At 58.7% G+C, this 23,410-nt stretch carries 24 protein-coding genes and 1 tRNA gene; 8 read left to right on the forward strand and 17 right to left on the reverse strand.

Annotated elements, in window-relative coordinates; genetic code table 11:
* Positions 1 to 99: 99 nt before the first annotated feature.
* The 6 genes from WDB86_RS05665 to WDB86_RS05690 all read right to left on the reverse strand — a co-directional run bounded on the left by WDB86_RS05665 (position 100) and on the right by WDB86_RS05690 (position 7,891).
* Positions 100 to 3,105 carry a hypothetical protein gene (locus WDB86_RS05665; RefSeq protein ID WP_406736856.1) on the reverse strand — a complete coding sequence of 1,002 codons (3,006 nt, stop codon included), beginning with the start codon at positions 3,103 to 3,105 and terminating at the stop codon, positions 100 to 102.
* Positions 3,106 to 4,429: 1,324 nt separating this feature from the next.
* The gene (locus tag WDB86_RS05670) at positions 4,430 to 4,672 is read right to left on the reverse strand and encodes a hypothetical protein (protein ID WP_406736857.1); all 243 of its coding nucleotides are present in this window, start codon (positions 4,670 to 4,672) and stop codon (positions 4,430 to 4,432) included.
* Entirely contained in the window at positions 4,669 to 5,133 is a 465-nt protein-coding gene (locus tag WDB86_RS05675; protein ID WP_406736858.1) for a hypothetical protein, read from the reverse strand. Before WDB86_RS05675 ends, WDB86_RS05670 begins: the two co-directional genes overlap by 4 nt.
* 246 nt (positions 5,134 to 5,379) lie before the next feature.
* Positions 5,380 to 5,898, reverse strand: coding sequence for a hypothetical protein (locus WDB86_RS05680; protein WP_406736859.1), 519 nt, complete (start codon positions 5,896 to 5,898; stop codon positions 5,380 to 5,382).
* 148 nt (positions 5,899 to 6,046) lie between these two features.
* The gene (locus WDB86_RS05685; protein WP_406736860.1) at positions 6,047 to 7,618 is read right to left on the reverse strand and encodes a hypothetical protein; all 1,572 of its coding nucleotides are present in this window, start codon (positions 7,616 to 7,618) and stop codon (positions 6,047 to 6,049) included.
* Between the two features lie 186 nt (positions 7,619 to 7,804).
* Positions 7,805 to 7,891: transfer RNA gene (locus tag WDB86_RS05690), tRNA-Leu, on the reverse strand.
* Between the two features lie 96 nt (positions 7,892 to 7,987).
* Here WDB86_RS05690 and lipB point away from each other — a divergent pair.
* The 3 genes from lipB (at position 7,988) to WDB86_RS05705 (ending at position 10,927) form a co-directional block, all read left to right on the forward strand.
* On the forward strand, positions 7,988 to 8,737 hold the full coding sequence (lipB, locus tag WDB86_RS05695; RefSeq protein WP_406737022.1) for a lipoyl(octanoyl) transferase LipB: 750 nt from the start codon (positions 7,988 to 7,990) through the stop codon (positions 8,735 to 8,737).
* Between the two features lie 118 nt (positions 8,738 to 8,855).
* A complete protein-coding gene (locus WDB86_RS05700) occupies positions 8,856 to 9,266 on the forward strand; it encodes a c-type cytochrome (RefSeq protein WP_406736861.1) in 411 nt (136 codons plus the stop codon).
* Positions 9,267 to 9,388: 122 nt separating this feature from the next.
* Positions 9,389 to 10,927, forward strand: coding sequence for a cbb3-type cytochrome c oxidase subunit I (locus tag WDB86_RS05705; protein ID WP_406736862.1), 1,539 nt, complete (start codon positions 9,389 to 9,391; stop codon positions 10,925 to 10,927).
* Here WDB86_RS05705 and WDB86_RS05710 read toward each other — a convergent pair.
* The 3 genes from WDB86_RS05710 to WDB86_RS05720 all read right to left on the reverse strand — a co-directional run bounded on the left by WDB86_RS05710 (position 10,924) and on the right by WDB86_RS05720 (position 12,256).
* The gene (locus WDB86_RS05710; protein WP_406720505.1) at positions 10,924 to 11,337 is read right to left on the reverse strand and encodes a hypothetical protein; all 414 of its coding nucleotides are present in this window, start codon (positions 11,335 to 11,337) and stop codon (positions 10,924 to 10,926) included. The genes WDB86_RS05705 and WDB86_RS05710 overlap by 4 nt on opposite strands.
* A gap of 117 nt (positions 11,338 to 11,454) precedes the next feature.
* A complete protein-coding gene (locus WDB86_RS05715; RefSeq protein WP_339109408.1) occupies positions 11,455 to 11,634 on the reverse strand; it encodes a DUF3008 family protein in 180 nt (59 codons plus the stop codon).
* A 160-nt stretch (positions 11,635 to 11,794) separates the two neighbouring features.
* Positions 11,795 to 12,256 carry a GatB/YqeY domain-containing protein gene (locus WDB86_RS05720; protein ID WP_339109407.1) on the reverse strand — a complete coding sequence of 154 codons (462 nt, stop codon included), beginning with the start codon at positions 12,254 to 12,256 and terminating at the stop codon, positions 11,795 to 11,797.
* A gap of 167 nt (positions 12,257 to 12,423) precedes the next feature.
* Between WDB86_RS05720 and carA the strand changes: the two genes are divergently transcribed.
* Together carA and WDB86_RS05730 are read left to right on the forward strand one after the other, a co-directional pair.
* Positions 12,424 to 13,575, forward strand: a complete 1,152-nt coding sequence (gene carA, locus WDB86_RS05725; protein ID WP_339109406.1) for a glutamine-hydrolyzing carbamoyl-phosphate synthase small subunit — start codon at positions 12,424 to 12,426, stop codon at positions 13,573 to 13,575.
* A gap of 130 nt (positions 13,576 to 13,705) precedes the next feature.
* Complete coding sequence (locus tag WDB86_RS05730; RefSeq protein WP_406736863.1) at positions 13,706 to 15,700, forward strand: glycosyltransferase family 2 protein; 1,995 nt, start codon at positions 13,706 to 13,708, stop codon at positions 15,698 to 15,700.
* Here the strand turns inward: WDB86_RS05730 and WDB86_RS05735 are convergent, their stop codons facing one another.
* Complete coding sequence (locus WDB86_RS05735) at positions 15,701 to 16,339, reverse strand: GntR family transcriptional regulator (protein WP_339109404.1); 639 nt, start codon at positions 16,337 to 16,339, stop codon at positions 15,701 to 15,703.
* Between the two features lie 123 nt (positions 16,340 to 16,462).
* On the opposite strand from WDB86_RS05735, the gene WDB86_RS05740 reads away from it, so the two are divergent.
* Together WDB86_RS05740 and WDB86_RS05745 are read left to right on the forward strand one after the other, a co-directional pair.
* The gene (locus WDB86_RS05740) at positions 16,463 to 17,134 is read left to right on the forward strand and encodes a pyrimidine 5'-nucleotidase (RefSeq protein WP_406736864.1); all 672 of its coding nucleotides are present in this window, start codon (positions 16,463 to 16,465) and stop codon (positions 17,132 to 17,134) included.
* A 63-nt stretch (positions 17,135 to 17,197) separates the two neighbouring features.
* Positions 17,198 to 18,403 carry a UbiH/UbiF family hydroxylase gene (locus tag WDB86_RS05745; protein WP_406736865.1) on the forward strand — a complete coding sequence of 402 codons (1,206 nt, stop codon included), beginning with the start codon at positions 17,198 to 17,200 and terminating at the stop codon, positions 18,401 to 18,403.
* On the opposite strand, the gene ureG is transcribed toward WDB86_RS05745, so the two are convergent.
* From ureG to WDB86_RS05760, 3 genes are read right to left on the reverse strand one after another with little or no spacing between them, the layout of a single operon-like run.
* On the reverse strand, positions 18,404 to 19,027 hold the full coding sequence (gene ureG, locus WDB86_RS05750) for an urease accessory protein UreG (RefSeq protein ID WP_339109402.1): 624 nt from the start codon (positions 19,025 to 19,027) through the stop codon (positions 18,404 to 18,406).
* A 31-nt stretch (positions 19,028 to 19,058) separates the two neighbouring features.
* A complete protein-coding gene (locus tag WDB86_RS05755; protein WP_406737023.1) occupies positions 19,059 to 19,694 on the reverse strand; it encodes an urease accessory protein UreF in 636 nt (211 codons plus the stop codon).
* A gap of 4 nt (positions 19,695 to 19,698) precedes the next feature.
* Positions 19,699 to 20,250: an urease accessory protein UreE gene (locus tag WDB86_RS05760; protein WP_406736866.1), complete on the reverse strand. Its 552-nt coding sequence runs from the start codon at positions 20,248 to 20,250 to the stop codon at positions 19,699 to 19,701.
* 76 nt (positions 20,251 to 20,326) lie between these two features.
* Here WDB86_RS05760 and WDB86_RS05765 point away from each other — a divergent pair, with 76 nt between their 5' ends.
* A complete protein-coding gene (locus tag WDB86_RS05765) occupies positions 20,327 to 20,677 on the forward strand; it encodes a hypothetical protein (protein WP_406736867.1) in 351 nt (116 codons plus the stop codon).
* A gap of 19 nt (positions 20,678 to 20,696) precedes the next feature.
* On the opposite strand, the gene ureC is transcribed toward WDB86_RS05765, so the two are convergent.
* From ureC to WDB86_RS05785, 4 genes are read right to left on the reverse strand one after another with little or no spacing between them, the layout of a single operon-like run.
* Positions 20,697 to 22,403, reverse strand: coding sequence for an urease subunit alpha (gene ureC / locus WDB86_RS05770; RefSeq protein ID WP_406736868.1), 1,707 nt, complete (start codon positions 22,401 to 22,403; stop codon positions 20,697 to 20,699).
* Positions 22,404 to 22,415: 12 nt separating this feature from the next.
* Positions 22,416 to 22,778 (reverse strand): lysozyme inhibitor LprI family protein, encoded by a 363-nt coding sequence (locus WDB86_RS05775; protein WP_406736869.1) that lies wholly within the window; start codon positions 22,776 to 22,778, stop codon positions 22,416 to 22,418.
* Positions 22,775 to 23,086 (reverse strand): antifreeze protein, encoded by a 312-nt coding sequence (locus WDB86_RS05780; RefSeq protein WP_406736870.1) that lies wholly within the window; start codon positions 23,084 to 23,086, stop codon positions 22,775 to 22,777. Before WDB86_RS05780 ends, WDB86_RS05775 begins: the two co-directional genes overlap by 4 nt.
* A 17-nt stretch (positions 23,087 to 23,103) precedes the next feature.
* Positions 23,104 to 23,409: an urease subunit beta gene (locus WDB86_RS05785; RefSeq protein ID WP_406736871.1), complete on the reverse strand. Its 306-nt coding sequence runs from the start codon at positions 23,407 to 23,409 to the stop codon at positions 23,104 to 23,106.
* Position 23,410 lies beyond the last annotated feature (1 nt).

Below are 23,410 nucleotides of genomic sequence, written 5' to 3' on the forward strand. Positions count from 1 at the left end.
GGCGTTTCCGCAGTCTGAAAGGTTGCGAGGTTATGACGAACCCCGGCATTTCCACGTCCACCACAGACCCGAAACGCACCGGGGGCGTCATACAAAGGCCTACCGCTCGATCAGGTCCAGCCGTTCCAGTTCGTAAAGGGTGCCCTTGTTATCGTTCCCCGCCCTCTGGAAGACATAGCGCCCCTGACGCTTCTTGTCGTCGTGCCGATCCTCGCGCCACTCCCTGACCGCCCCAGCCATCGCGCCGACACGCGCTGCGAGGTTCGTCTTGGCAGCGTCGGGGTAGAAGACCTTCCCGTCATCGACCTTCATATAGCCGGAATGCGCAAGGGCAATGCCACAGTCCATGAGGGTGTCACGGATGGAAACCACACGGTAGCCCTTGAACGGTGCGTCTACCATGTTCCCGGAGTCATCCTTGGTCTTCTGGGGCGGCTTCTCATCGCCCCAGACACGGAACAGGGTGCCCGGAACGCTCTCGGCGCGAGGTGCAAGGTGCGCTTCGATCAGAGCATCCATCAGCATGTCTTCGGGGGCGTCGACCCGTCCGACTTCCTGCATCTGTTCCCGGTTGCCAAGGAAGCCCATCACCCCGGCGGCGTCGAGGATGCCCCCGATGATACGGCTATGGGCTTCAAAGCCACCCAGAGGCTTTCCGTTCCACATCGGGCATCCCTTGGCCTTCCAGTTCTGGACAAGGACCAAGAAGGCGTGAAGGTAACGGCCCGCGTTAGCGGGGATGTGTTCGTCGAGGTTATACTTGAAGCCGTCCCGGTCGCCGGGGCTTTCCATCTTGGGGTCGAGGTTGATCAAGAGCATCCGGGATGCGAGTTCGGAAGAGAGCTGAGTCCGGTTCCCGGTGAAGAGCCACGCGGCGTCCATCTTCACGTCGACCAGTTCGGACACACCCAGCCGCCGCCCAGTATACCCCGGCCACGCGGACATTGCCGCCGCCAATTCCCCGAAGTCCACCTTGCCGCTGTCCGGCAGGTTGTCAAAGAAGATAAACGGTGCCCCGCTGTCCGCTGATGCCACCAAGGTCTTCTGAACCTCGGACTTGCTGTCAGGCAGACTCTGGGGCCTGCCCATCTTGTTGAGCATGGCCATCTGCGACACGTTCGACAGCAGCTTAGTTGCCCCGGTGCGGGGCTTGTCCTTCCGGGCAAGGTGCCCCGGCGTCGGTCCATTGATGAAGGCGCGACACAAGGGCGTCAGTCCGGCAGACAGGGCGTGACAGAACGAAGGCACGTTCTCGCCGCCCGTCACGGCCTCGATTACTGCGTCCCGCGTGGTCAGGCCGTCGAAGGGGAAGTCTGCCAGCACGTCGAGCAGCTCACCCACCGCCTGCGTCACCTCCTTGTCGCTGGGGACTTCGGGCACGGGAGGCACCTCCACCCCCTCACGGGGGCGATAAAGCAAGCCGCTCGCGGCGTGGTATCCGGGCTCGGTAATCAGCGACATGTCCGAGCCGAAGACCGGGGACTCGATGATGCGATGAAGGGCGGGGTAGCCGTTCCGGTCACGGTGGAAGACATTATTCACTTCGTCCATGGGCGCGGGCTTGGACTCGTCCTCCTTGATGAAGTCGAACCGGCGTTCCAGATGATACTTGAACCTGTCCTTCCTGATCTCCTTCATTCGGGCGTTGCCGTCTTCGTCGTGCTGGACGTCAACAAGAAGGCCGTTGTGGTGGAAGATGACGGGGGCGTCGGTGGCCTTGGTCATTAGACGGTAGATGTTTTCGCAGCGATCACGGAAGGGAGTCGTGAGGACGACGCTTTCAATTCCCAACTTGCGGCGCTCTGCCCGGTCTGCTTCGCGATCATCCTCCGCGCGGTTGTCGTCCTCCTCCTTCCACATCTTGTTGAACGTCGAAAGGTCGAAGACACGGTTTGCCTTATCCGTGACAAGGGCGCGAATCTGGCCCTTCAAGGAATCCGCTTCGGTGTCCGGCAACGCCTTGCGAATGATCGCCCGAGTCTTCTTGGTGGCCTTCAAGTCCCCAGCGACAATAGCGCGGGCCTCAGTTACCAGCGGGTGTTCGTCGAGTTCGATCAGTTCTTCTTCATCCTCGCCTTCGATCAGGTAAACCGAGTCACCGAACAACAAATCTTCGTCGAACCAGCCCTGCCGCAGCATCTCTTCAAGGAATTCGAGCTTATGCCGCCCCTGACATGAGTCATGGTGACAGAAGATGGTCCAATATCCGTGCTGTGCGTCAAGAGCATTGACTGCCATCGTCGCAGTGCCCCCCTCCTGCGTATGCTCACTCTCGAACGGGCACTCGATATGGACGTGCCCCTGCGCTTCGCCACCGCTGACGCGGATACGATCCGAGCAGTAATCCTCAAGCAGGTCTGCAAGCTGGAACCGCTTACCGGCCTTGTAATGCCAGTCATTCAGGCTCTTACCAGACGGCGTCACACACTGCGGAACGGCACCCTCTTCAAAAGCACCGCCAGCGATCTCGAAGGCATTCATATCCCCAGTGATGCGCGTCTTTGTATAGGTGCTTTTCTTCATCGGCTTCACGTCTTTGAAGTCGAGAGGATCCCCGCGCACAATCGCGCAATACCAGTCATCTGCATTCTTAGGGTGACGTGCTGTAAAGAACAGACGCGACGGGTCGGTGCAGCTCGTATCGAAGTGGATCCCAAACATATTCTGAGCAAGACCTGTGATGGCGTCTTCCCAGCAGTCAAGTGCATCCGCGTGGGTCCCTGCCAGATCAACGATCTTCACCGGCTCTTTCAGCGGGAAGATGAGACGGAACTTGTCTAGAGGAGGCGTATCAAGATCGATGACAACGCCATCCTTTACCTGCTTTTTAATATGCAGGATCTCGATGCCTTGGATAAAGCTTTCTTCGTAGCGGTTCTTATCGAAGTCACGAAGGTAGCGCTGAACCTGCGTAAGGTTCAATTCATCCGGCCCGATCTTGAGCTTGCGGAGAACGTCATCATATTTGAGCTGCAGACCACGCTTACCATGGCTGTGCGATGTATAGATCAGCGCAAATAGGCCCTTCTCTTCCACCATCGCGATCACGTCATCAAGCGCAGCGCCTGCGTCGATATCAATCCCCATTGCATACATGGTCTCCATAGCTTTCGCTTTACGCGTTTTGCCGATGGATTCGCCGAGGACGATAGAGCTACCTGACTTTTCCTTACTCTCTCGTCACTCTCCTGACCCTCAAGAATCCCAACATCGTCAAAATTGTGAGATCCACCTTGGAATGCGACCGTTTCATCAGAATGGTCAGGGTTAATGTCATATGTCATTTTGTTTAGCTCCTTAAGCTTCTATCTGAGTTGCAGGCATGGGTATCCATTCCCGCAAGACGAGTTCATTCTTCTCATGTGTTTGAGTTACGTCGATTTTCGTCAGAACGCGGTATGCGCTCTAAGCGCGTTTTACGTTCAACATACGTGTTAGATCGGCACTTTCTGGATCAGTGATAAGCCACTTTCACAGATGCCGGTGGTGCTGTTAATCGCAGCACTTCGCGAGCAAGACTTGTCATGGTCGCTTTCGTAAATTCACTAACAGGCTGAAGCGCTACGTCCGAAAGTAGCGAAGTGATTTGAATAAGGTGCTCTTCACAATTGTTGCTCATGTTTGATCCCTCCTTTCTGTTCCAAACAATTTCCACATGATTGAAATTAAGTCAAGCGTTTGATTTTTAATGATTTTTTTTCAGCTTGAAGCCGAAATCCGGCACTTAAAAGCACAATCTTTGTCGGCTTGAAGACGAAGGTTTAGCTTCAAGCGCATATTGTTTCATAGAACTTCAGCTTGAAGCTGGAGGAGGGCCGATCAAGTTTTTAGTGGGCGATATCTACTGCGCGAATCAAAGCAGAGATTTTGCTCTCCAAATTTAATAACTCTTCCTTCTGCAGCCTTTGAACGTGTCCAAGTCGTCTCTTCCTGGGCAGATGTGCTGGCGATATACAAACGCGGTTACCAGCCATCCCTTTTTTAGAGCCCCAACGCATTCGTTGGATCTAGAAGTTCGCGAGCGGCTACGAAGTCTTCGATATTTAGCGGCAGGCACTCCTTCGCATACCCAGGAGAACGCCCTCGATGCCACGCTCCCGACCCATCGCTTGCGGGCTGAAATTGAGCTAGACGAAGCGCAATGCGACATGCACGAGCACTAATTTTTGTTTCAATTTTAGATACTTGCTCAGCCGACACGGTGTAATTGCCACTATTCGAATGGCAACGGTCAGAGAACAATGCAGCGTATTCGCGCAGCAGAGAGCGCTCGATATATTCGAGTGAGAGGGTCATGAAGGCAAACCTAGGTTTCTGGAGTTTTATGTTTGATAAGTGGTCCACGAGGACGCCGATGGACCAGACGAGAGCTGCGTTCTGAGCAGCTACTTTTGCGTAGGCGCGAAGCTAACGCCTAACGCGGTCAGTTTTAATCGTTGAGCATAGTTGTGCGATCACAAGCTGCTCTTGCCCTTCTTGCGGCTGGCGAGAGTTCGATCTTTCGTTTGATAAATCGATTTTGAATGGCCAGTAGGTCAGTGGGCGAAACTTCTTCTTTGGTTGGAAGAAAATAAGTTACTCCGGTGACCCTATCGCGGCCAAAGAACTGCGCCCAGCCAGCGGGGCCTCCAGGGCTGTTAGAAATATGGCGAATAATTTCGGAGACGCTCATACCATATCCCATTTTCTTGCTAGATTGATACGTGCCTGAGGATCGCCGATTTCACGCAAAATACGTAGGCGTTGCGCGTGAGTATCCGGATCAACCTTTTCGACCAGAGGCAATTCTGCCTTCTTGTTTTTTTCAATCTCGCGACCAAGCTCCATGCGTTGATAGCGGCTCCAACCACTCAGGTCTTCGGCACCACTTTCTAGCTTGTCTCGAATATCGCGAGTGTAGACGCGTTTGCCGATCAACGGATTCTTTCGTGCCTCCTCACAACATGCGTCGAGATTGAAACCCGCCTCAGGTGTGATCGAGGCAAGCTTCAAAGAACGATTTTCTTGAAGCTCATCGGCAGTGATTTGGACACCCATAGCCGCAAATTCTTGGATGACTGTGTCGGCGAGAGCAGCAAAACGGTTTGCCACTTCAGGGTCATCATCCATAATTCGTTGGAAGTTTGTTTTCATGTTTTACTTTCTGGGGGTGTGTATTCACCGCCCGATTGACGCTCTTCAGCCGAGAGAGCATATCTTTGGTAGTTGCCGCCTCGCGATTGAAGACGGCAATTCAGCAATAAAAACGGCTGGGAATTTGAGCGCGTTAGCTGTTGACTACCGAACGGAAGTCCTCTCGGATCTACAAGCTGACGCTAGGAAGCGTTCGGCGATCAATTAGTCCGCCGAGCGCAATGTTTTGAGAGACACCACATTCGATCAAGCGGCAGCTAAAAACTCCACTTCACGAGGTGTAGAGGAATGCATCACGGCAAAAGTCGGTGCAAACAGCGAGAACTCAGGCAAGCTTGAATTGTCGCCTGTGATTAGGAAGGGCAGCACATACTGCGATAGAACCAACAGGGTCCGCAGACGCTCAGTATCCGAAACCAATAGTCCGGTATCGATTTTGCATGCGAGCGCGTTGAAAAACGAAATGCGCACCATCTTCAGGCGCTTTAGCATCATTGGGTGCTGCTCCATCCAGGAACATACACCTTCTGCGGCGGGGAGCATATCGTCCCCGCCGACCCACAGGCCCGCATCATGCTGCGCCAGTCCCAGAAGCGTGCTAGATTGACTAGCGTTTAGGCGCGGCAAAATATGGGCGATATTGTAACGATGAGCACGCGCACCAGGCTCAGATACTTTCGGCACATCCGAAGTCCATCGCAAAACGGTCGTATGCGTTTTTCCCGAAGCCCTAGCAACGTCATCGGTCGATACAGTCAGAGTCATGAGTTTCCGTTTTATTTTTCCCTTGACAAATATATATCATAATAATTTTGAATTGTCACGAATCACGACAAAACGGGTCACAAATTTTCTAAATACATAGAAAAGCCCGCTAAACGCGGGCTCATTTTTTCCATTAGATATCTGAAACTCAGTCTGCCATTGGATCCACTTTGGCGAGACTATCAAACAAGTATCGCATCGCCGCCCCGTTACCATATCCACCTTCCACTACATCAGGGTTCGCACGGCCCGTCAGGTATCTTCGGTGAGAATCCGGAATACCTACATTATCAGCAGCATCTTGAAGCCGGTGCCGGAAGCTATGAAATGAAACATTCTCACCGGTAATCTTGAGAGTTTCTTCTCTCAACCGATTAAAACGCTTTCCATAATTCGAGCTAACACGCCCTCGAGCGTCTGGTGTGAGCTCTACATAACCTTTTGCGTATCGAGCCCACTCCACGAATGCACCTGCTTGCCAATCAGAAACAATGCTTCGGCGACGCTCAATGTGCTCACGCAGCCCGATCTCCAAAAGCCTTGGATGGACCGGCACCCACCGAACCGTGGCGCGGCTTTTTGCTCGTTGATTTTCACCCTCATCGGTAATCTGCATTGAGAAGACGCCATCTCGCATTTCAAAGTCACAAAGACGAATCTGAGCGACCTCTTGCAATCTCATGCCGTGGTGGGCCGCGATCCATGGACCCCAATAATCAACGGTTTCTCGACCATATTTAGGGTCATCTGACTGGCTCACATAATCCAGTAACTGCCGAACTTCAGCCGCAGTGAACGGCCTTCTGGCATCGATCCTCTGAGCACTAAACTTTTGCTTCACTTTAGCTAGTTTTACGTTCTTCCAAGGATCATCGGAACGATAGCCTTGCTCGACAGCAAAAGCGAGAAGACGCCGAAGCATCGAGTGATATTTGGCGAGCGTCGCATCTCCAAGCGTTTCTCTGCGATTGCTCTTAGCCCATTTCACCGCCTCATCCAGCGATAGATCACGAACAAAGCGGCCATCATCTAGCTTACCCGATGTAATTTTGGGGAGCCCTTTTACGGCCTTCAAAAAATCGCGCAGATGAGCTGCTGTAAGATCTTTGACTGCTATTTCGCCATGCATCTCTGTAAATCGGCGCACGAAATAACGAGCTGAATCTGCGGTTTGAGGATCAACCGCTGGAGCCCATTCCTCGACCAGATCACGCAAACTGAACACGTCACCGATGAGTGCAACATTCTGCCCCAATTGCCGCAGAGCCCGACCTTCAGCATTCACCTGTGCACGAAGCTCATTGGACCCAGCGCAGTGTTCCGCCTTAGCGATTGCTAACTCTTCTGCCGAGGAGAGACCACCTACTTCGAGCTTATAGGGCGCTCCATTAGCATAGGTTTCAACATCAATATCCCCCGCGTCAGCGGGAACGCCAGCCTGCCGAAAGGCTAAAGCGATCTTACCTCGCTCAAACGAAGCTAAGAGCCCATCCACTCCACCAGAGCGATCAAGAAGCGCTCGTTGATCTTTTGTAAGGTTTCGTTTGAGCGCCTCTATGCCCTCTGCAGCTTTGGCTTTATCTATTTGCGCATCCATAATCGCGCGAATGGCACGAACCTCCCGCTTCGCTTGCGCGGGGTCAGAGGTCTTTAGGCTACGCTGATAAATGTCTTTACCGTCCCACTCCTTACGGATGCGAGAGTCCACGCGAATTTTCACATGATACTTCCCCCGTAACTGGATCGTATCGGGAACTTTTGGAAGGGCCACGGCGTCACCTAAACGTCAAACGTCACACAACGCAGCGTGACGTTCTGTGTGACGATTTGCAACAGGAGAACTATACGAATGTTGTTGATTATCACCAACATTATGACTCTGAAGGACAAATTTCCTTCAGAGAAATGGTGCGGTCGAGAAGACTCGAACTTCCACGGGAGTTACCCCACAGCGACCTCAACGCTGCGCGTCTACCAATTCCGCCACGACCGCACTGTCTCTGGCTTGGTGAGGGCTATCTAGCGGCTGTCTGCGAGCTTGAAAAGAGGAAAAATGCGTTTGCCGGATTTTTTCTTTGATCCCTGCGCGATGGGCCTTTTGCGCAAGGCGTTCTGCCCTTGCATCCAAGGCCCGAAAGCGCGACATCAGGGGGAAAAATCGGAGGATGCCATGGTCGAATGGATTCACGCAGATCAGCCCGTTCCCTATGAAGAGGCGCTTGCCTTCATGGAAGCGCGGGTCGCCGCGATTCATGCCGGTGAGGCAGAGGAAGCGATCTGGCTTCTTGAGCACCCGCCCCTTTATACGGCAGGCACGTCCGCGCAGCGGAAAGATCTGGTGGACCCCGACCGCTTTCCGGTTTTCGAGGCAGGACGTGGCGGGCAATATACCTATCACGGGCCGGGCCAACGCATCGCCTATGTCATGCTGGACCTTAACAAACGCGGGCGCGACGTGCGCGGCTTTGTCAAGAAGCTGGAAGACTGGGTGATCTCGGCGCTGGCGGATTTCAACGTCAAGGGCGAGATTCGCGAAGGCCGGGTCGGCGTCTGGGTCGAGCGCCCCGACCGCCCGCGCGGCATCGACGGCGCGCTGGCCGAGGACAAGATCGCCGCCATCGGGGTCAAGCTGCGCAAATGGGTCAGCTTTCACGGCATCTCGATCAATGTCGAACCCGATCTGGAACATTTCACCGGAATCGTGCCCTGCGGGATCAAGGATCACGGGGTGACCAGCCTTGTCGATCTGGGGCTGCCGGTGGAAATGGGCGATCTGGACGCCGCGCTCATGGCCCATTTCAACGAGATTTTCGACGAAAGTCCTGTGGAGCAGGACTAAAATCCCGTAACAGCCTTTTTACAGGCATGATACAGTCGCCCCAAGCGCATTTGGGCCTGCGGGAGGCAGGTCCGGATCGGTTCGGGAAAGAACCACCTGTTCGAACGAGGAAATAGCGATGAAGATTAGCCTGTTTGCCACACTCACCGCAGTCACCCTTGCCGCCCCTGCTTTCGCGCAGGATGCCGCCAAAGGCGAAAAAGAGTTCCGTGCCTGCAAAGCCTGCCACGCCATCGTGGCCCCCGACGGCACAGCCATCGTCAAGGGGGGCAAGGTCGGCCCCAACCTCTATGGCGTGATCGGACGTCAGGTGGGCAGCCTTGAAGGGTTCAAATACAAGGATTCGATCAAGGCCGTCGGCGCGACCGGCGCTGTCTGGACCAAGGAAGAGCTCGAAGTCTATATCACCGACCCCAATGCCTGGCTCGAAGAGAAAACCGGCGACAAGGCCGCGCGTTCGGGCATGACCTTCAAAGCCAAGAAAGGTCAGGGCGATATTGCCGCCTATCTGGAATCCGTGGCCAAATAAGCCCGCCACAGAGATGTCAGCCGATGAACATGCCCGCCAGCCTTTGGCGGGCATTTCCTTTGGCAGGGATTGATTGTATGCGGGGCGCGATCCGGCCCCGCACGGCCCAGAGGAGAGACGCCATGCCCCGACCCGATGCCAGCAGCCTGCCCGCGACAGATGGCCAGAAGGGCACGCAGACCGGCGGATCAAGCGACCACAAGACGATCGGTCTGCTCTATCTGGTGACTGCGGCTCTTGTCGGGCTGATTTCGGTGGTGGTGACCGTTTATATGCGGCTCGAGCTAATGGAACCGGGCGTGCAATATCTGTGCGCCGAGGGCGCGCGGCTCTGGCCGACGCAGGCCCCCTGTTCCGCCAATAGCGCGCTTTGGGATGTGCTGACCGCCTCGCATGGGGTGCTGATGATGTTCTTTGTCGCCATCCCGGGCCTTTTTGCCGGTTTCGGCTCCTATCTCTTGCCGCTGCATCTGCGCGCACCCGAACTGGCGTTTCCGCGCCTGAACCGCAGCGCCTACCAGCTATATGTTCTGGCCTGCATCATGGGCATCGGCGCGCTGTTTTCGGCCCATACCGTGCCGGTGGCCATTGCGGCGCTATTCGTGATGGGGATCTCGACGATCCTGACCGCGATCAACATGATTACCAGCTTTCTCAATATGCGCGGCCCCGGCGTGACGCTGCATGACGCATCGCCTTTTGCATGGTCGATCCTTGTGACAGCCGCCCTCGTGCTGTGCACGCTGCCCGTGCTGGCCGGAGCGATAACCATGATGCTCGACCCGAGCTACCGGCATGCGATCCACGAGGATGACCCCGAATTCTACCGGCAGATCCTGTGGTTCTTCAGCCATCCCGAGATCTACATCATCATTCTACCGGGCTTCGGGATTATCTCGCAGATCATCTCCACCTTCTCGGGGCGCCCGCTTTACGCCCAGAAAGTCACGATTTATGCGATGCTGGCCATCGGCCTGCTCGGTTTTGCCACATGGGCGCATTACATGTTCACCCGTGGGCTGATGGCAGGCGAGGATAGCGGCTTCACACTGGCCGCCACCATTGTCGGCCTACCAACACTGGTCATCCTGTTTTCATGGATCATGACACTGGCGCAGGCGCGCCCGCATTGGCGGACCCCGCTTCTCTGGGCGCTTGGCTTCATCTTCCTCTTTATCATGGGCGGGTTGAGCGGGCTGCTGATCAGCGGCGCTCCGGTCGATATCAACCATGCGGGCACCTATTTCGTGGTCGCGCATTCGCATTACGTCATGAGCCTCGGGGCGATTTTCGCCCTTTTCGGCGGCCTCTATTTCTGGATCGGAAAAATGTCGGGCCGCAACTATCCGGAATGGGCCGGACAACTGCATTTCTGGCTGATGTTTCTGGGAACGAACCTGACATTCTTCCCGCAGCAAATCCTGGGCCAAGAGGGTATGCCCCGCCGCATTCTGGATTATCCGGACCAGTTCGCCCTGCTCAACCAGCTCTCGTCGATCGGAGCGTTCCTGTCGTTCTTTTCCTTCTTGCTGTTCCTGGGCATCATCCTGTGGACGGTTCTGGCAGGGCGGCGCGTCCCTGCTGCCATGCAGGAGGGCATGACCGCCGAATGGACGCTCCCCTCTCCGCCGCCGCCGCATAACTTCGAACGGCCGGTTTAAGAGCTGCTCCGGTTCGGGCCGACCGGCAGACATCTATATTGGCGTTCCACTTCCAATGCCGCCGAACGTGCCCAGCGGTCTGATGTGCCGTTCACGGTTGCCTCCAATGTCGCCGCATCCGATACGCCAGAATCCAGAACCGAAACCAGTGTTTTGGCGAATGTCGGCCCGTAAGAAGCCATCTTGTGCTCATAGGCCAGATGCGCCTTCTGCCCGCGCGATCTTGTATCGGCCTCGGTTGCGCCGCGCGCACAGGCATAGGTGAACGCACCGCCCGATTGGCTGGCAAAAGACAGGAACTCGCGCTCCGGCATCGCCTGTTTGACCTGCCCGAGCGACGTGTTACAGCCCGAAACGATCAGCCCCGCCAGACAGAGAATTCCGGTTTTCAGATGTCCAAAGCCGGTCATAGCACCCCATATCTCGTAATGAACAAAGACATGGATGTGGGCAGCGCGCGCGCCGAAGGCAAATCACGGCTTCGAAAGTCACCTTTCGCTTTGTGGATTTCCGCCCATTACGACGCTCTAGATATCGGACATCCCTCGCACCGAGACGGATTGCGCCATCTCTTCCAGCTCGCCCAATGTCAGTTGGTCATACATATCGCGTGAAATACCGCGCAGGTCATGAACCTGACGCTGACCACGCCGTGCGGCCAAAGCAGCCGATGCCGCGCGCGCATGCGAAACAGAGAGCTTTTCCATTCTTCACCCCTTTTGGATTCCGATTAAAGAATGCCAATGAAAGGATTAAAGATGCGTTCCCGCTCAACCGCAAGGATAGGCCATTTCTTGCCGGACACAGGTCGCCAGCGCATAAAAAATGGCGGCCAGGCCGCCATCTTTCGCTATGCCCTGTCACGTCTCAGATCGAAAGGCGATCTTTGACACGCGGACCGACAGAGGCGAAATCCATCTGGCCGGTATATTTTTCTTTCAGAACCGCCATCACACGGCCCATGTCGCGGATCGACTGCGCATCAATCGCGGCAATCGCGGCATCGATCGCCGCCTTGACCTCGTCATCGGTCAACTGGCGCGGCAGGAACGTTTCCAATATCTTGATCTCGGACAGTTCCTGCTCGGCCAGTTCCAGCCGCCCGCCCTCTTCATAGGCCCGCGCGCTTTCATGGCGTTGCTTCACCATCTTGCCGAGAATCTGCATGACATCGCTATCGTTGATCTCATGTTCTTCATTGCTGCCCCGCATCGCAATTTCACGATCCTTGATGGCCGCATTCACCAGACGGAGCGTCGAAAGCCGCCCCTGATCCTTCTCGCGCATGGCCTCTTTCAAGGCTGCGTTGATTTTTGCGCGCATATCCACGGTGAAACCCCTCGTTAATGGAAGAGCATAGGATACTCCGTCTCCGGCCAAGGTACAACATCACTAAACCTCTGTATTTGTTGGAAATAATGTTTTCAATATCGGGCCTTGACCATTGCCGCCTACCCTCGTAGGTTCCGGCAGATTTTGCCCCGGGGAGTCGCGCCATGCCTGCAAGCCACCAGTCATCCGAAAAACCCACCGCGCTGATCGCGCTGGCGGACGGACAATTGTTCTACGGGAAAGGCTTCGGTGCCACCGGCGAGACCGTCGCGGAACTGGTGTTCAACACCGCCATGACCGGTTATCAAGAAATCATGACCGACCCTTCTTACGCCGGTCAGGTCGTTACCTTCACCTTCCCGCATGTCGGCAATGTGGGGGTGAACCCCGAAGATGACGAAACCCAAGATCCGGTTGCTGCCGGTATGGTCGTCAAATGGGACCCCACCGAGCCGTCAAGCTGGCGCGCCACCTCGAACCTTGTCGAATGGCTCGAAAAGCGCAACCGCATCGGCGTGGGCGGCATCGATACCCGCCGCCTGACCCGTGCGATTCGCCAGCTGGGCGCCCCGAATGTGGCGATTGCCCATAACCCGAACGGTGAATTCGACATTGAAGCGCTGATCAAAAAGGCCCGCGAGTGGTCCGGTCTGGTCGGTCTGGATCTGGCCAAGGATGTGACTTGTGCACAATCCTATCGCTGGAACGAAATGCGTTGGGCATGGCCCGACGGCTACAAGCCGCGCAGCGAAGAAGGCAAGAAAGTGGTTGCCATCGATTTCGGCGCCAAGCGCAATATCCTGCGCTGCCTCGCCTCGGCCGGGGCCGATGTAACTGTGCTTCCGGCGACGGCGACGGCGGAAGACGTTCTGGCGCTCAACCCCGATGGTGTCTTCCTGTCGAACGGACCGGGCGACCCTGCTGCGACCGGCAAATATGCCGTGCCGATGATTCAGGAAATCCTGAAAAAGGATCTGCCGGTATTCGGAATTTGCCTTGGTCACCAGATGCTTGCACTTGCTTTGGGTGCCAAGACCATCAAGATGAACCACGGCCATCACGGCGCGAACCACCCCGTGAAAGACCTGACCACCAACAAGGTCGAGATCACCTCGATGAACCACGGTTTCGCTGTGGACAGCCAGACGCTGCCTGCCGGCGTGAAGGAAACCCATGTGTCGCTGTTCGACGGGTCGAATTGCGGGATTGCAATGGAAGACCGTCCGGTCTTCTCCGTGCAATACCACCCCGAAGCCAGCCCGGGTCCGATGGACAGCTACTATCTGTTCGACCGCTTCATCGCCGCGATGAAATAATTCCCACAGAGTTATCCACAGCTTCTGGGGCGCCTTCTGGAAACAGAAAGCGCCCTTTTTATTTGTAGTTAACGATTGATTCAACTTTTGGGCGAAATCTTGTCACCAGTTTTAGCCTGGGGGCGAAATCATGGAGACGACCTTGCACGGCCAGAAGGCCGTCACTTCGGACAACCTGTCCGATCTCAGACTGTTGCGACCGGCCCAGAAGCGCCGCGTACCGCCGCCAAGGCGGGCACGGGTGGGCCGCGCGCCGCTGGGGCAGATCCTTGTCGATCTGGGCTATCTCAGCCCGGGCGACCTGCTGAAAGCCGTCTCGCTACGGGGGCGCGAGGATGCACGGCTTGGCGATATCCTGATCGCGCATGGCTGGATCACGGAGACCCAGCTGATGCACGCGCTTGCCCAGCAATGGGGCGCCAGCCCGATTGATCTGACGCGCGAATCACCAGATCCGCGCCTGATTGACGCGCTCGGGGCGGAATTCTGCTGCACCAAAGTCATCGCGCCGATACGGCGCGTCGGCGGGGTGACGCTTTTGGCCTGCGCCCATCCCGACCTCTTTGCCAGCATCCAGAAAGATCTGCCCAAGGAATACGACCCCTATCGCATGGCCATCGCGACCGAACGCACCATTACCGACAGTCTTCTGGCCCGCCGCAAGACACAGATGATTCGTCGGGCGGAATCGCGCGTTGCCTCCGAGATGAGCTGTCGCGAGCGCGATGAACGACGTGCGGCAACCTGGCTGTTCGGCGTGTTGTTTGCGGGCGCATTGGGGCTGACATTGATGCCTCTGGCTGTCTTCGCGCTGCTCTCGGGCTGGGCCATCCTGACCTTGGTTCTGACTTCCGCCCTGAAGCTCTGGGCAGGCATCACGCAGGCACGGAGCGCGCGCTACATGCCCCAGACCACGCCTGCTCCTGCCGCCCGCCTCCCGGTGATTTCCATCATGGTCCCGATGTTCCGCGAGCCCGATATTGCCGCGCGACTGGTGGCGCGCATGTCGCGGCTGCATTATCCGCGCGAGCTGCTCGATATGCTGCTTGTCGTCGAGGAAGACGATCATGTGACCCGCGATGCACTGGCCAAGGCCGATCTGCCGCGCTGGATGCGGGTTCTGCCCGTGCCCGACGGACCCATCCGCACAAAACCCCGCGCGCTCAATTATGCGCTGAATTTCTGCCGTGGCAGCATCATCGGTGTCTATGATGCCGAAGATGCGCCCCATCCCGACCAGCTGCACATGATTGCGCGCCGCTTTGCCAAAGCGCCGCCGGAAGTCGTCTGCCTGCAGGGCATTCTCGATTATTACAACCCGCGCACGAACTGGCTGTCACGCTGTTTTACCATCGAATATGCGACATGGTTCCGCATGGTCCTGCCCGGTATTGCCAAGCTTGGCTTTGTGGTCCCCTTGGGCGGCACAACCCTGTTTTTCCGGCGCAAGGTGCTGGAAGAGCTTGGCTGCTGGGATGCGCATAACGTGACCGAGGATGCCGATCTCGGGGTGCGTCTGGCCCGCAAGGGATATCGCACCGAACTGGTGCCGACCGTCACGCAGGAAGAAGCGAATTGCCGCATGGTGCCGTGGGTCAAACAACGTTCGCGCTGGCTGAAGGGCTATGCGATCACCTGGGCGGTGCATATGCGCTCGCCCCGCAAGCTGATGGAAGATCTCGGGCCACGCAGGTTCTGGGCGTTTCAGGTGATGTTCTTCGGCTCGCTTTCGCAATACGTGCTGGCCCCGCTGCTATGGAGCTTCTGGCTGATGGTCTTCGGCTTGCCCCATCCCGTCCAGAGCCTGCTTTCGGACACCCAGATCACCCTGCTTGTGGCCGTTTTCGTCACCGCAGAGATTCTCAATATCTGTCTTGCGGCGTGGGCGGTCCGCGGCGAAAGCCACCGGTTTCTGATCCCTTGGGTGCCCAGCATGCATCTGTATTTTCCGCTGGGAGCGATTGCAGGATGGAAAGCGATCTATGAACTGGTCCAGAAGCCCTTCTACTGGGACAAGACCACGCATGGGATCTTCGACCTGCACATCACCCTGCCCGCCAGCCAGACGGAACAGGTGCCGATTGCCGCCCCGCCACGGCCCCAACGGGCGCCCTGGATCAGTTGATCACTGCGGCTGCCCGCCATGAGCACGCGCATCGCTTTTGAGGCGGGTCACGAAGGCCTCCGAGATATGTGCGCGCAACGCGGCCCCTGCCTCGTCCTCGTCACCTGCCGCAATCGCATCGACAATCCGCTGGTGTTCGGCAAGCGCGATCTCGCCACGGCCCTCCGCCGCAAGCGAGGTCGTCGCCAGCAGCGCCATCGACCGATGCACAAGATCCAGCTGTTGCACCAGATAGCGGTTATGCGAGGCCAGATGGATCTGCCGGTGGAACCGCTTATTGGCGCGGCTGAGCGCGATCGGATCTCCGAGTTTCTGATGGTCTTCCTCGATCATCGCCTGCATCACGCGCACTTCCTCGGGGGCCGCATGCCGCGCCGCCAGCCGTGCCGCCAACGCCTCGAGTTCGGCACGCACAGTATAGAGTTCCGCCAACTGGTTATGATCGAGCGACGCGACAATCAGCGAGCGTCCGTCACGCGCCAGCATGGATTGCGTCTCGAGGCGTTGCAGCGCCTCACGCACCGGCGTGCGCGACACCCCCAGCCTCTCGGCCAGTTCGGATTCAACAAGACGGTCACCGGGTTTATAGGTTCCGGCATCAATCGCTTCGAGGATCAGCGTATAGGCGTCTTTTTGCATGGTCCCTCTCGCCTGTCAGGCTCGCATTTTGCATCGGACGACCCTAGGAGCCAGCGCCGGATATGACAAGCGGAAGAAGTGCGACATTTACACCATTCCCCCGAACGCGCTATGGACCATAGTATGAGTACCCCGAACCGCCCCCCGCTTTCCGGCTTCGACCATGTGTCGGACTGGGTCTTCGACCTTGATAATACGCTCTATCCGCCCGAGGTGGCGCTGTTTTCACAGATCGAGGTAAAGATGGCAGATTACGTGATGCGCGAGCTGAAGGTGGATGCGACCCGCGCCCATCATCTGCGCAGCCACTACTGGAAGCTCTATGGCACGACTTTGGCGGGGCTGATGCATGAACATCAGATCGACCCGCTGCCCTTCCTGCATGAGGTGCATGATATCTCTTTTGACGCGCTCACGCCCGACCCCATGCTGGCGCAGGGCATCCGCGCGCTGCCGGGGCGCAAGATCGTCTATACCAATGGCTCGGCCCCCTATGCCGAACAGGTGCTGGCGGCGCGCGGGCTTTCGGGGCTGTTTGACGGGATCTACGGCATCGAACATGCGGACTTCCACCCCAAGCCCCGTGCCGAAGCCTTTGACATGGTCTTCCGCAAGGCAGGCATCCGCCCGCAGGAAGGCGCGATGTTCGAAGATGATGCCCGCAATCTGGAGGTGCCGCATAAATTGGGGATGCAGACCGTGCATGTCGCGCCCATGGCCCTTGAGGCAGATCATATCGGCCATCATACCAATGACCTAAGCGGCTTTCTGGCGCAGCTGATCAAGGCCGGATGATCTGGCCTTCACCGCCAGCCGCGCTATGATAGGGTCAAGACACAGCAAGGAAAGACCGCCGCCATGAGCATAGATCCGATCCAGACCGATATCCTGATTTCGGGCGGTGGCGTGGCGGGGCTGACGGCAGCGGCAGCCTTCGGCACGGCCGGTTTCAAGGTGATCTGCGTGGACCCGATGCCCCCCGTCACTGATGCGCAGGCCGAAGGGGCCGATATGCGCACCACGGCCTTCCTGCAGCCTTCGGTGAAGATCCTTGAGGCGGCGGGGCTGTGGCAGCGGCTGGCGCCCTTTGCTGCGGCGCTGCAGATCATGCGGATCGTCGATGCGGGCGGCGAAAAGCCCGAGGCGCGGCTGACCCGTGATTTTGACGCCTCCGACATTTCGGATCAGCCCTTCGGCTGGAACCTTCCCAACTGGCTGTTGCGGCGCGAGATGGTTGCCCGTCTGGCCGAGCTGCCCAATGTCGATTTCCGCGCGGGCGTGGCCACCACGGGGCTGGTGACGCGGCGGGCCGAGGCGCGGGTGACGCTGTCGGATGGTGCTCTGGTTCAGGCCAAGCTGGTGATCGGCGCCGACGGGCGCGACAGTTTCATCCGTCAGGCGGCGGGCATCGGGGCCAAGCTGCATCACTACGGCCAGAAGGCGCTGGCCTTTGCTGTCACCCATCCGGTCCCGCATGAGAATGTCTCGACCGAGGTCCACCGCACGGGCGGGCCTTTCACCCTCGTCCCCCTGCCCGACCGCGATGGGGCGCATTGTTCCGCTATCGTCTGGATGGAGCGCGGTGCCGAAGCCGACCGTCTGGCCGCGCTGGACAAAGAGGCCTTTGAAGCCGCCATGCTGGAACGTTCGACCGGCATCCTCGGGCCGCTGACGCTGGCCACCCGCCGCGCGGTATGGCCGATGCGGGTGCAGCATGCACAGGCTTTGAACGGCGAGCGGGTCGCGCTGATTGCCGAGGCCGCCCATGTCATCCCGCCGATTGGCGCGCAGGGACTAAATATGAGCCTTGCCGATATCGGCTGCCTGCTGGAGCTTTCGCGCAAACATGCCGAGGATCTGGGCTCGGCGCAGATGCTGACCGCCTACCACCGCGCCCGCTGGCCCGAGGTCCGTGCGCGGATTGCGGGGATCGATATGCTCAACCGTGTCTCGATGATCGCCCCGCGCCCGCTGCGCGATCTGCGGGCGGGCGCTTTGGGGGCGATCTACGGGCTGAAACCCGTGCGCCAGCTGATGATGCGCGCGGGTTTGGGGATGAGGTGATCAGGCAGGCTCCCGCAGAGCCAGCCCGCCTTCTTCCTCCAGAAAAGCCACGATCTCGGGCACGCCTTTGCCCGCTTTCAGCTGCGCCAGCACATAGGGCCGCGTGCCGCGCGCCTTGGCCGTATCGCTTTGCAGAAGGTCGGTATCCACTCCGACATAAGGCGCAAGATCGGTCTTGTTGACCACCAGCAGATCCGAGCGCGTCACCCCCGGCCCCCGCTTGCGCGGGATGTCCTGCCCTGCCGCCGTGTCGATGACATAGATCGTCAGATCGGCCAGCTCGGGGCTGAAGGTTGCCGCCAGATTATCGCCGCCCGATTCGATCAGCACCAGATCAAGGTCGGGGAAGGCCTTGTTCAGATCGGCAATCGCCGCCAGATTGATCGAGGCATCCTCGCGGATTGCGGTATGCGGGCAGCCGCCAGTCTCGACGCCTCGGATACGGTCGGCAGGCAGCACCTGCGCCCGCATCAGGGCCTCGGCATCCTCGCGGGTGTAGATGTCATTGGTCACCACCGCCATCGAGCACCGCCCCGCCAAGGCGCGGCACAGCTGTTCGGTCAGGGTCGTCTTACCTACGCCAACGGGGCCGCCGATACCGACGCGCAAAGGTCCGTTTGCCATTTCTGTCTCCTTCTTGCGGGGCCGCTTGCCCCTATGTCTTGAAGATGCGCACATCCAGAGTTTCATGCAGCATCGCTCCCAGATCGGCACGAAAGGCCGCCGCTGCGAGGTCATCCAACCCCGCGTGGCTGGCTTTCGCGGCGATCTGCGCAATATCGGGATGCAGCCCCGCCAGCACCCTTTGCCCCTGCGCCTGACCCAAAGGCACAAAGCGCACCGCACAGGACACAAGGTTCGAGGAAAAGCTATGCAGAAACAGAGCAATAATCTCTTCGCGCGGCAGATCCATGCCCCGCGCGGCCTGCGCCACCGCCACCGGCAGCGAGACCTCGGCGGGCTCATCCGTGCCATTCATCTGTGCCTGTGCTTTGGCGAAGGCCGTGCCCTGTTCGAGCGTTTCGCGCAGGCGCTCGGCACTGGCGGAAAGCGCGCGGGCATGGGCATCCAGATCCTCCAGCGCATGGCCCTGAAGCCCGAGGCCTAGAAGAACCGCATCATTCCACCCTGCCCCGTGATGCAGGATATCGCGCAGCCATTGCGACAGCCCCGCCTCATCCGAGACCTCTCCCATAGCTATCGCCTGTTCCAACCCGTGGCTATAGGCGAAGGCTCCGGTCGGGAAGGCCGGAGACATCCATTGCACCAAAGACAGAAGTGCCGCTGCCATCGCCTTACCCGTGCGAATGGTCGTGATGGTGATGATGCCCATGATCATGCCCGTGGTCATGGCTGTGCCCGTGGTCATGATCGTGGTGGGCATGGGTGTGATCTGGCCCGTGGTCATGGCCCATCGTGCGGCCCATGCCATAGGCGCCGCTCTCGGGGGCGAAGGGCGCATCCGCATGGCTGACGGTTGCGCCAAGTTGCTTGAGCATCGCCTCAAGCACATGGTCCTGACGGATCACCAGCCTGTCGGCCTCGATCTGGCAAGGCGTATGGCGGTTGCCGATATGCCATGCCAGCCGCGCCAGATCTCCGGTGATCACCAGCACAGGCTCTTCGGCACAGGTGACCTCGACCCGACGCCCATCGGACAGCACAAACGCCTCGCCGCCGCGCAGATTGGTGACCTCGGGCAGATCCACAAGGAAGCTTTCCCCCGACAGCATGGTCAACCGTTTGCGCCGCAGAAAGCGCCCTTCGTAATCCAGCGCGACCGCGCCATCGGCGGAATGCCACTGTCCAGCGGATTCAACTGCAGATGATACGATTTTTTCGCTCATAATGGCCTCATTGTTAGATATGTCTTTAACATTCTTGCGGAATATTCGCCCCGAGGATGCATAGGAGAAGAGGCATATGTCAGGTCTTACCCCCGCCGATGAACTTGCGCAGATCCGTTCGGAGATCATGCGGCTGCGCCAGCGAGAGGCAGAGTTGCGCGAAGCATGGCTGACCGAAGCCGAGATGCCGCGCATCGGCCAATGGCATAAGGTCGAGCTTGTCACCAGCCGCGAGCGAATTTTCGACCCGCGTCTTCTGCCCGACGACATCCGTAAGAACCCGTCCTATTCGCGCGAAAAGATCACCCGCACCATCCGCCTGCGCCGCAAGACACAGGTCGACGTGCTGGCGCATCTGCCCGAGATCGCCAAGATCGATGGCCCGCCGCCGCGCAAAACGCTGTTCCGCCGGATCAGGGCCAGTTGAGGGCCTGCGCCACATCCTCTCAGAACAGGAAGTAGCGCTGCGCAAGCGGCAGTTCGGTGGCGGGTTCACAGGTCAATAGCTCGCCATTGGCGCGCACCTCATAGGTTTCGGGATGCACCTCGATCTTGGGGCGCGCGGCATTATGGATCATATCCGCCTTGCCGATGCCGCGCGTGCCTTTCACCGCCAGCACCTGTTTTTGCAGCCCCAGCTTGGCCGCGACCCCATCGGCCTCGGCCGCCTGAGAGACAAAGGTCACAGCCGAAGCCCCCAGCGCCCCGCCATAGGCGCCGAACATATTGCGGGTATAGAAGGGCTGCGCGGGGATCGAGCCATTGGGGTCGCCCATCTGCGCCGAAACAATCATGCCCCCCATCAGCACCATCTCGGGCTTGGCGCCAAAGAAGGCAGGGTTCCAGAGCACCAGATCGGCGCGCTTGCCCACCTCGACCGAGCCGATATGCTGCGAGATCCCGTGGCAGATCGCCGGATTGATCGTGTATTTCGCGATGAAGCGTTTGACGCGGGCATTGTCGTTATCGCCGGTTTCCTCGGCCAGACGGCCACGCTGTTTCTTCATCTTATCCGCGGTCTGCCAGCAGCGGATGATGACCTCGCCCACGCGGCCCATCGCCTGACTGTCGGACGAGATGATCGACATAGCACCCATGTCATGCAGGATGTCCTCGGCGGCGATGGTCTCCTTGCGGATACGGCTTTCAGCGAAGGCCACATCTTCGGGCACCTTGTTATCAAGGTGGTGGCAGACCATCAGCATATCCAGATGCTCCTCCACCGTATTGCCGGTATAGGGGCGCGTCGGATTGGTGGAGGACGGGATCACGTTTTCCTCGCCCACCACACGCAGGATATCGGGCGCATGGCCGCCGCCCGCGCCCTCAGTATGGAAGGCGTGGATCGTGCGGCCATTGATCGCGGCCAGAGTATTCTCGACAAAGCCCGATTCATTGAGCGTATCGGTATGGATCATCACCTGCACATCCATGTCATCGGCCACCGACAGGCAGCAATCGATGGCAGCAGGCGTGGTGCCCCAGTCCTCATGCAGCTTCATAGCACAGGCACCGGCATTGACCATTTCGACCAGCGCCTCGGGGCGCGAGGCATTGCCCTTACCCGAAAGCGCGAGGTTCATCGGGAAGGCATCAAAGGACTGCAGCATCCGCGAGATATGCCACGGACCGGGCGTGCAGGTGGTGGCCAGCGTCCCATGCGCGGGGCCGGTGCCGCCGCCCAGCATGGTGGTGATGCCCGAGGCCAGCGCATCCTCGATCTGCTGCGGGCAGATGAAATGGATATGCGCATCCATCCCGCCTGCGGTCAGGATCTTGCCCTCGCCTGCAATCACCTCGGTGCCCGGCCCGATGATGATATCCACGCCCGGCTGGGTATCGGGGTTGCCCGCCTTGCCAATCGCATGGATCCGCCCGTCGCGCAAAGCCACATCGGCCTTATAGATGCCCGAATGATCGACGATCAGCGCATTGGTGATGACGGTATCGACCGCCCCGCCTGCACGGGTGATCTGGCTCTGGCCCATACCATCGCGGATCACCTTACCACCACCGAATTTGACCTCTTCGCCATAGGTGGTCAGGTCGCGTTCGACCTCGATGATCAGATCGGTATCGGCCAGACGCAGACGGTCGCCGGTGGTCGGGCCGAACATATCGGCATAGGTGGCGCGGGAAATCTTGGCGGGCATCTAAGCCTCCACTCACTGGTTTTCGTAGAGGCGGCGCAGATCCTCGCTGCGCCGCTGTGTTAGCTCGGTCTTGCACATAGCCACGACCATGGGCTCTAGGGAGCCACCCTCGAATTCGAGCCCCTGCGCCTTGCAGGCGGCATCACGATAGGCGATCCATGCCCGCTGTGCCTGCAAGAGCGCATCGGCCTGAGCTACGCCCCGCGCCTTGGCACGGTCGCGGGTCGCAGCATATTCCGCGTTCAGAGCGGCATCGGCTTGCGAGAAATCAAGCGCCGCACAGCCCGTCATATCGGCCTGCGTCTGCGGGTCCGCGCAGTCTTGCGCCCAGAGGGGTGCACCCCACAAAAGCGCCACAACCACAGCCGCCCTCATTTGCGCCCCGGTACAGAGGGGCCACGTTTGCCCAGCCGTTTCACATTGGCGCGAGTGCGCCGCGCCACAGGCCGCAGCGCAGCCCGAGCAACCGTCTCCGGCGACTTACCCGAGACTGCCGCCTGCGAGGCTTTGGTCCAGCTTTCCACCGCGGCCTTCTGCTTTTCCGCGACCATCCGCGTCATCTCAGAGGGCGCCATCGACCAGAAACCGGCCATTCCGGCGACACGCATGGCAATCACCATCTGCGCCTCGCCCATCATACGGGCATATTCAAACCATAAACGATAGGCCGTCACTGGCGACATGATATGCTCCCTCGGGGTTACAGCTTCCCCATGACCTTCTGGTTGAAGCCCCAGACCTCGCGGGTGCCGCGATAGGGCACAAGCGTGACCTCGCGCGACTGGCCCGGCTCGAAGCGCACGGCGGTGCCTGCGGCGATATCCAGACGATAGCCCCGCGCGGCCTCGCGGTCGAACTGCAGACCGGGGTTGGTCTCGGCAAAATGATAGTGGCTCCCGACCTGAATGGGCCGGTCTCCGGTATTGGCGACCAGAAGGGTGATCGGGGTCAGCCCTTCGTTCAGCGTGATCTCGCCTGCAGCGGGGAAGATTTCACCGGGGATCATG

The organism is Thioclava sp. GXIMD4215 (assembly GCF_045291555.1).
In the GTDB taxonomy this organism is placed as follows: domain Bacteria; phylum Pseudomonadota; class Alphaproteobacteria; order Rhodobacterales; family Rhodobacteraceae; genus Thioclava; species Thioclava litoralis.

Coding starts and splice junctions, on each gene's coding strand:
- WDB86_RS05665 (WP_406736856.1), bottom strand. CDS start 3,105: ATGGAGACCATGTATGCAATGGGGATTGATATCGACGCAGGCGCTGCG.
- WDB86_RS05670 (WP_406736857.1), bottom strand. CDS start 4,672: ATGAGCGTCTCCGAAATTATTCGCCATATTTCTAACAGCCCTGGAGGC.
- WDB86_RS05675 (WP_406736858.1), bottom strand. CDS start 5,133: ATGAAAACAAACTTCCAACGAATTATGGATGATGACCCTGAAGTGGCA.
- WDB86_RS05680 (WP_406736859.1), bottom strand. CDS start 5,898: ATGACTCTGACTGTATCGACCGATGACGTTGCTAGGGCTTCGGGAAAA.
- lipB (WP_406737022.1), top strand. CDS start 7,988: ATGGGCCTTTTGCGCAAGGCGTTCTGCCCTTGCATCCAAGGCCCGAAA.
- WDB86_RS05700 (WP_406736861.1), top strand. CDS start 8,856: ATGAAGATTAGCCTGTTTGCCACACTCACCGCAGTCACCCTTGCCGCC.
- WDB86_RS05705 (WP_406736862.1), top strand. CDS start 9,389: ATGCCCCGACCCGATGCCAGCAGCCTGCCCGCGACAGATGGCCAGAAG.
- WDB86_RS05710 (WP_406720505.1), bottom strand. CDS start 11,337: ATGACCGGCTTTGGACATCTGAAAACCGGAATTCTCTGTCTGGCGGGG.
- WDB86_RS05715 (WP_339109408.1), bottom strand. CDS start 11,634: ATGGAAAAGCTCTCTGTTTCGCATGCGCGCGCGGCATCGGCTGCTTTG.
- carA (WP_339109406.1), top strand. CDS start 12,424: ATGCCTGCAAGCCACCAGTCATCCGAAAAACCCACCGCGCTGATCGCG.
- WDB86_RS05730 (WP_406736863.1), top strand. CDS start 13,706: ATGGAGACGACCTTGCACGGCCAGAAGGCCGTCACTTCGGACAACCTG.
- WDB86_RS05735 (WP_339109404.1), bottom strand. CDS start 16,339: ATGCAAAAAGACGCCTATACGCTGATCCTCGAAGCGATTGATGCCGGA.
- WDB86_RS05740 (WP_406736864.1), top strand. CDS start 16,463: ATGAGTACCCCGAACCGCCCCCCGCTTTCCGGCTTCGACCATGTGTCG.
- WDB86_RS05745 (WP_406736865.1), top strand. CDS start 17,198: ATGAGCATAGATCCGATCCAGACCGATATCCTGATTTCGGGCGGTGGC.
- ureG (WP_339109402.1), bottom strand. CDS start 19,027: ATGGCAAACGGACCTTTGCGCGTCGGTATCGGCGGCCCCGTTGGCGTA.
- WDB86_RS05755 (WP_406737023.1), bottom strand. CDS start 19,694: ATGGCAGCGGCACTTCTGTCTTTGGTGCAATGGATGTCTCCGGCCTTC.
- WDB86_RS05760 (WP_406736866.1), bottom strand. CDS start 20,250: ATGAGCGAAAAAATCGTATCATCTGCAGTTGAATCCGCTGGACAGTGG.
- WDB86_RS05765 (WP_406736867.1), top strand. CDS start 20,327: ATGTCAGGTCTTACCCCCGCCGATGAACTTGCGCAGATCCGTTCGGAG.
- ureC (WP_406736868.1), bottom strand. CDS start 22,403: ATGCCCGCCAAGATTTCCCGCGCCACCTATGCCGATATGTTCGGCCCG.
- WDB86_RS05775 (WP_406736869.1), bottom strand. CDS start 22,778: ATGAGGGCGGCTGTGGTTGTGGCGCTTTTGTGGGGTGCACCCCTCTGG.
- WDB86_RS05780 (WP_406736870.1), bottom strand. CDS start 23,086: ATGTCGCCAGTGACGGCCTATCGTTTATGGTTTGAATATGCCCGTATG.
- WDB86_RS05785 (WP_406736871.1), bottom strand. CDS start 23,409: ATGATCCCCGGTGAAATCTTCCCCGCTGCAGGCGAGATCACGCTGAAC.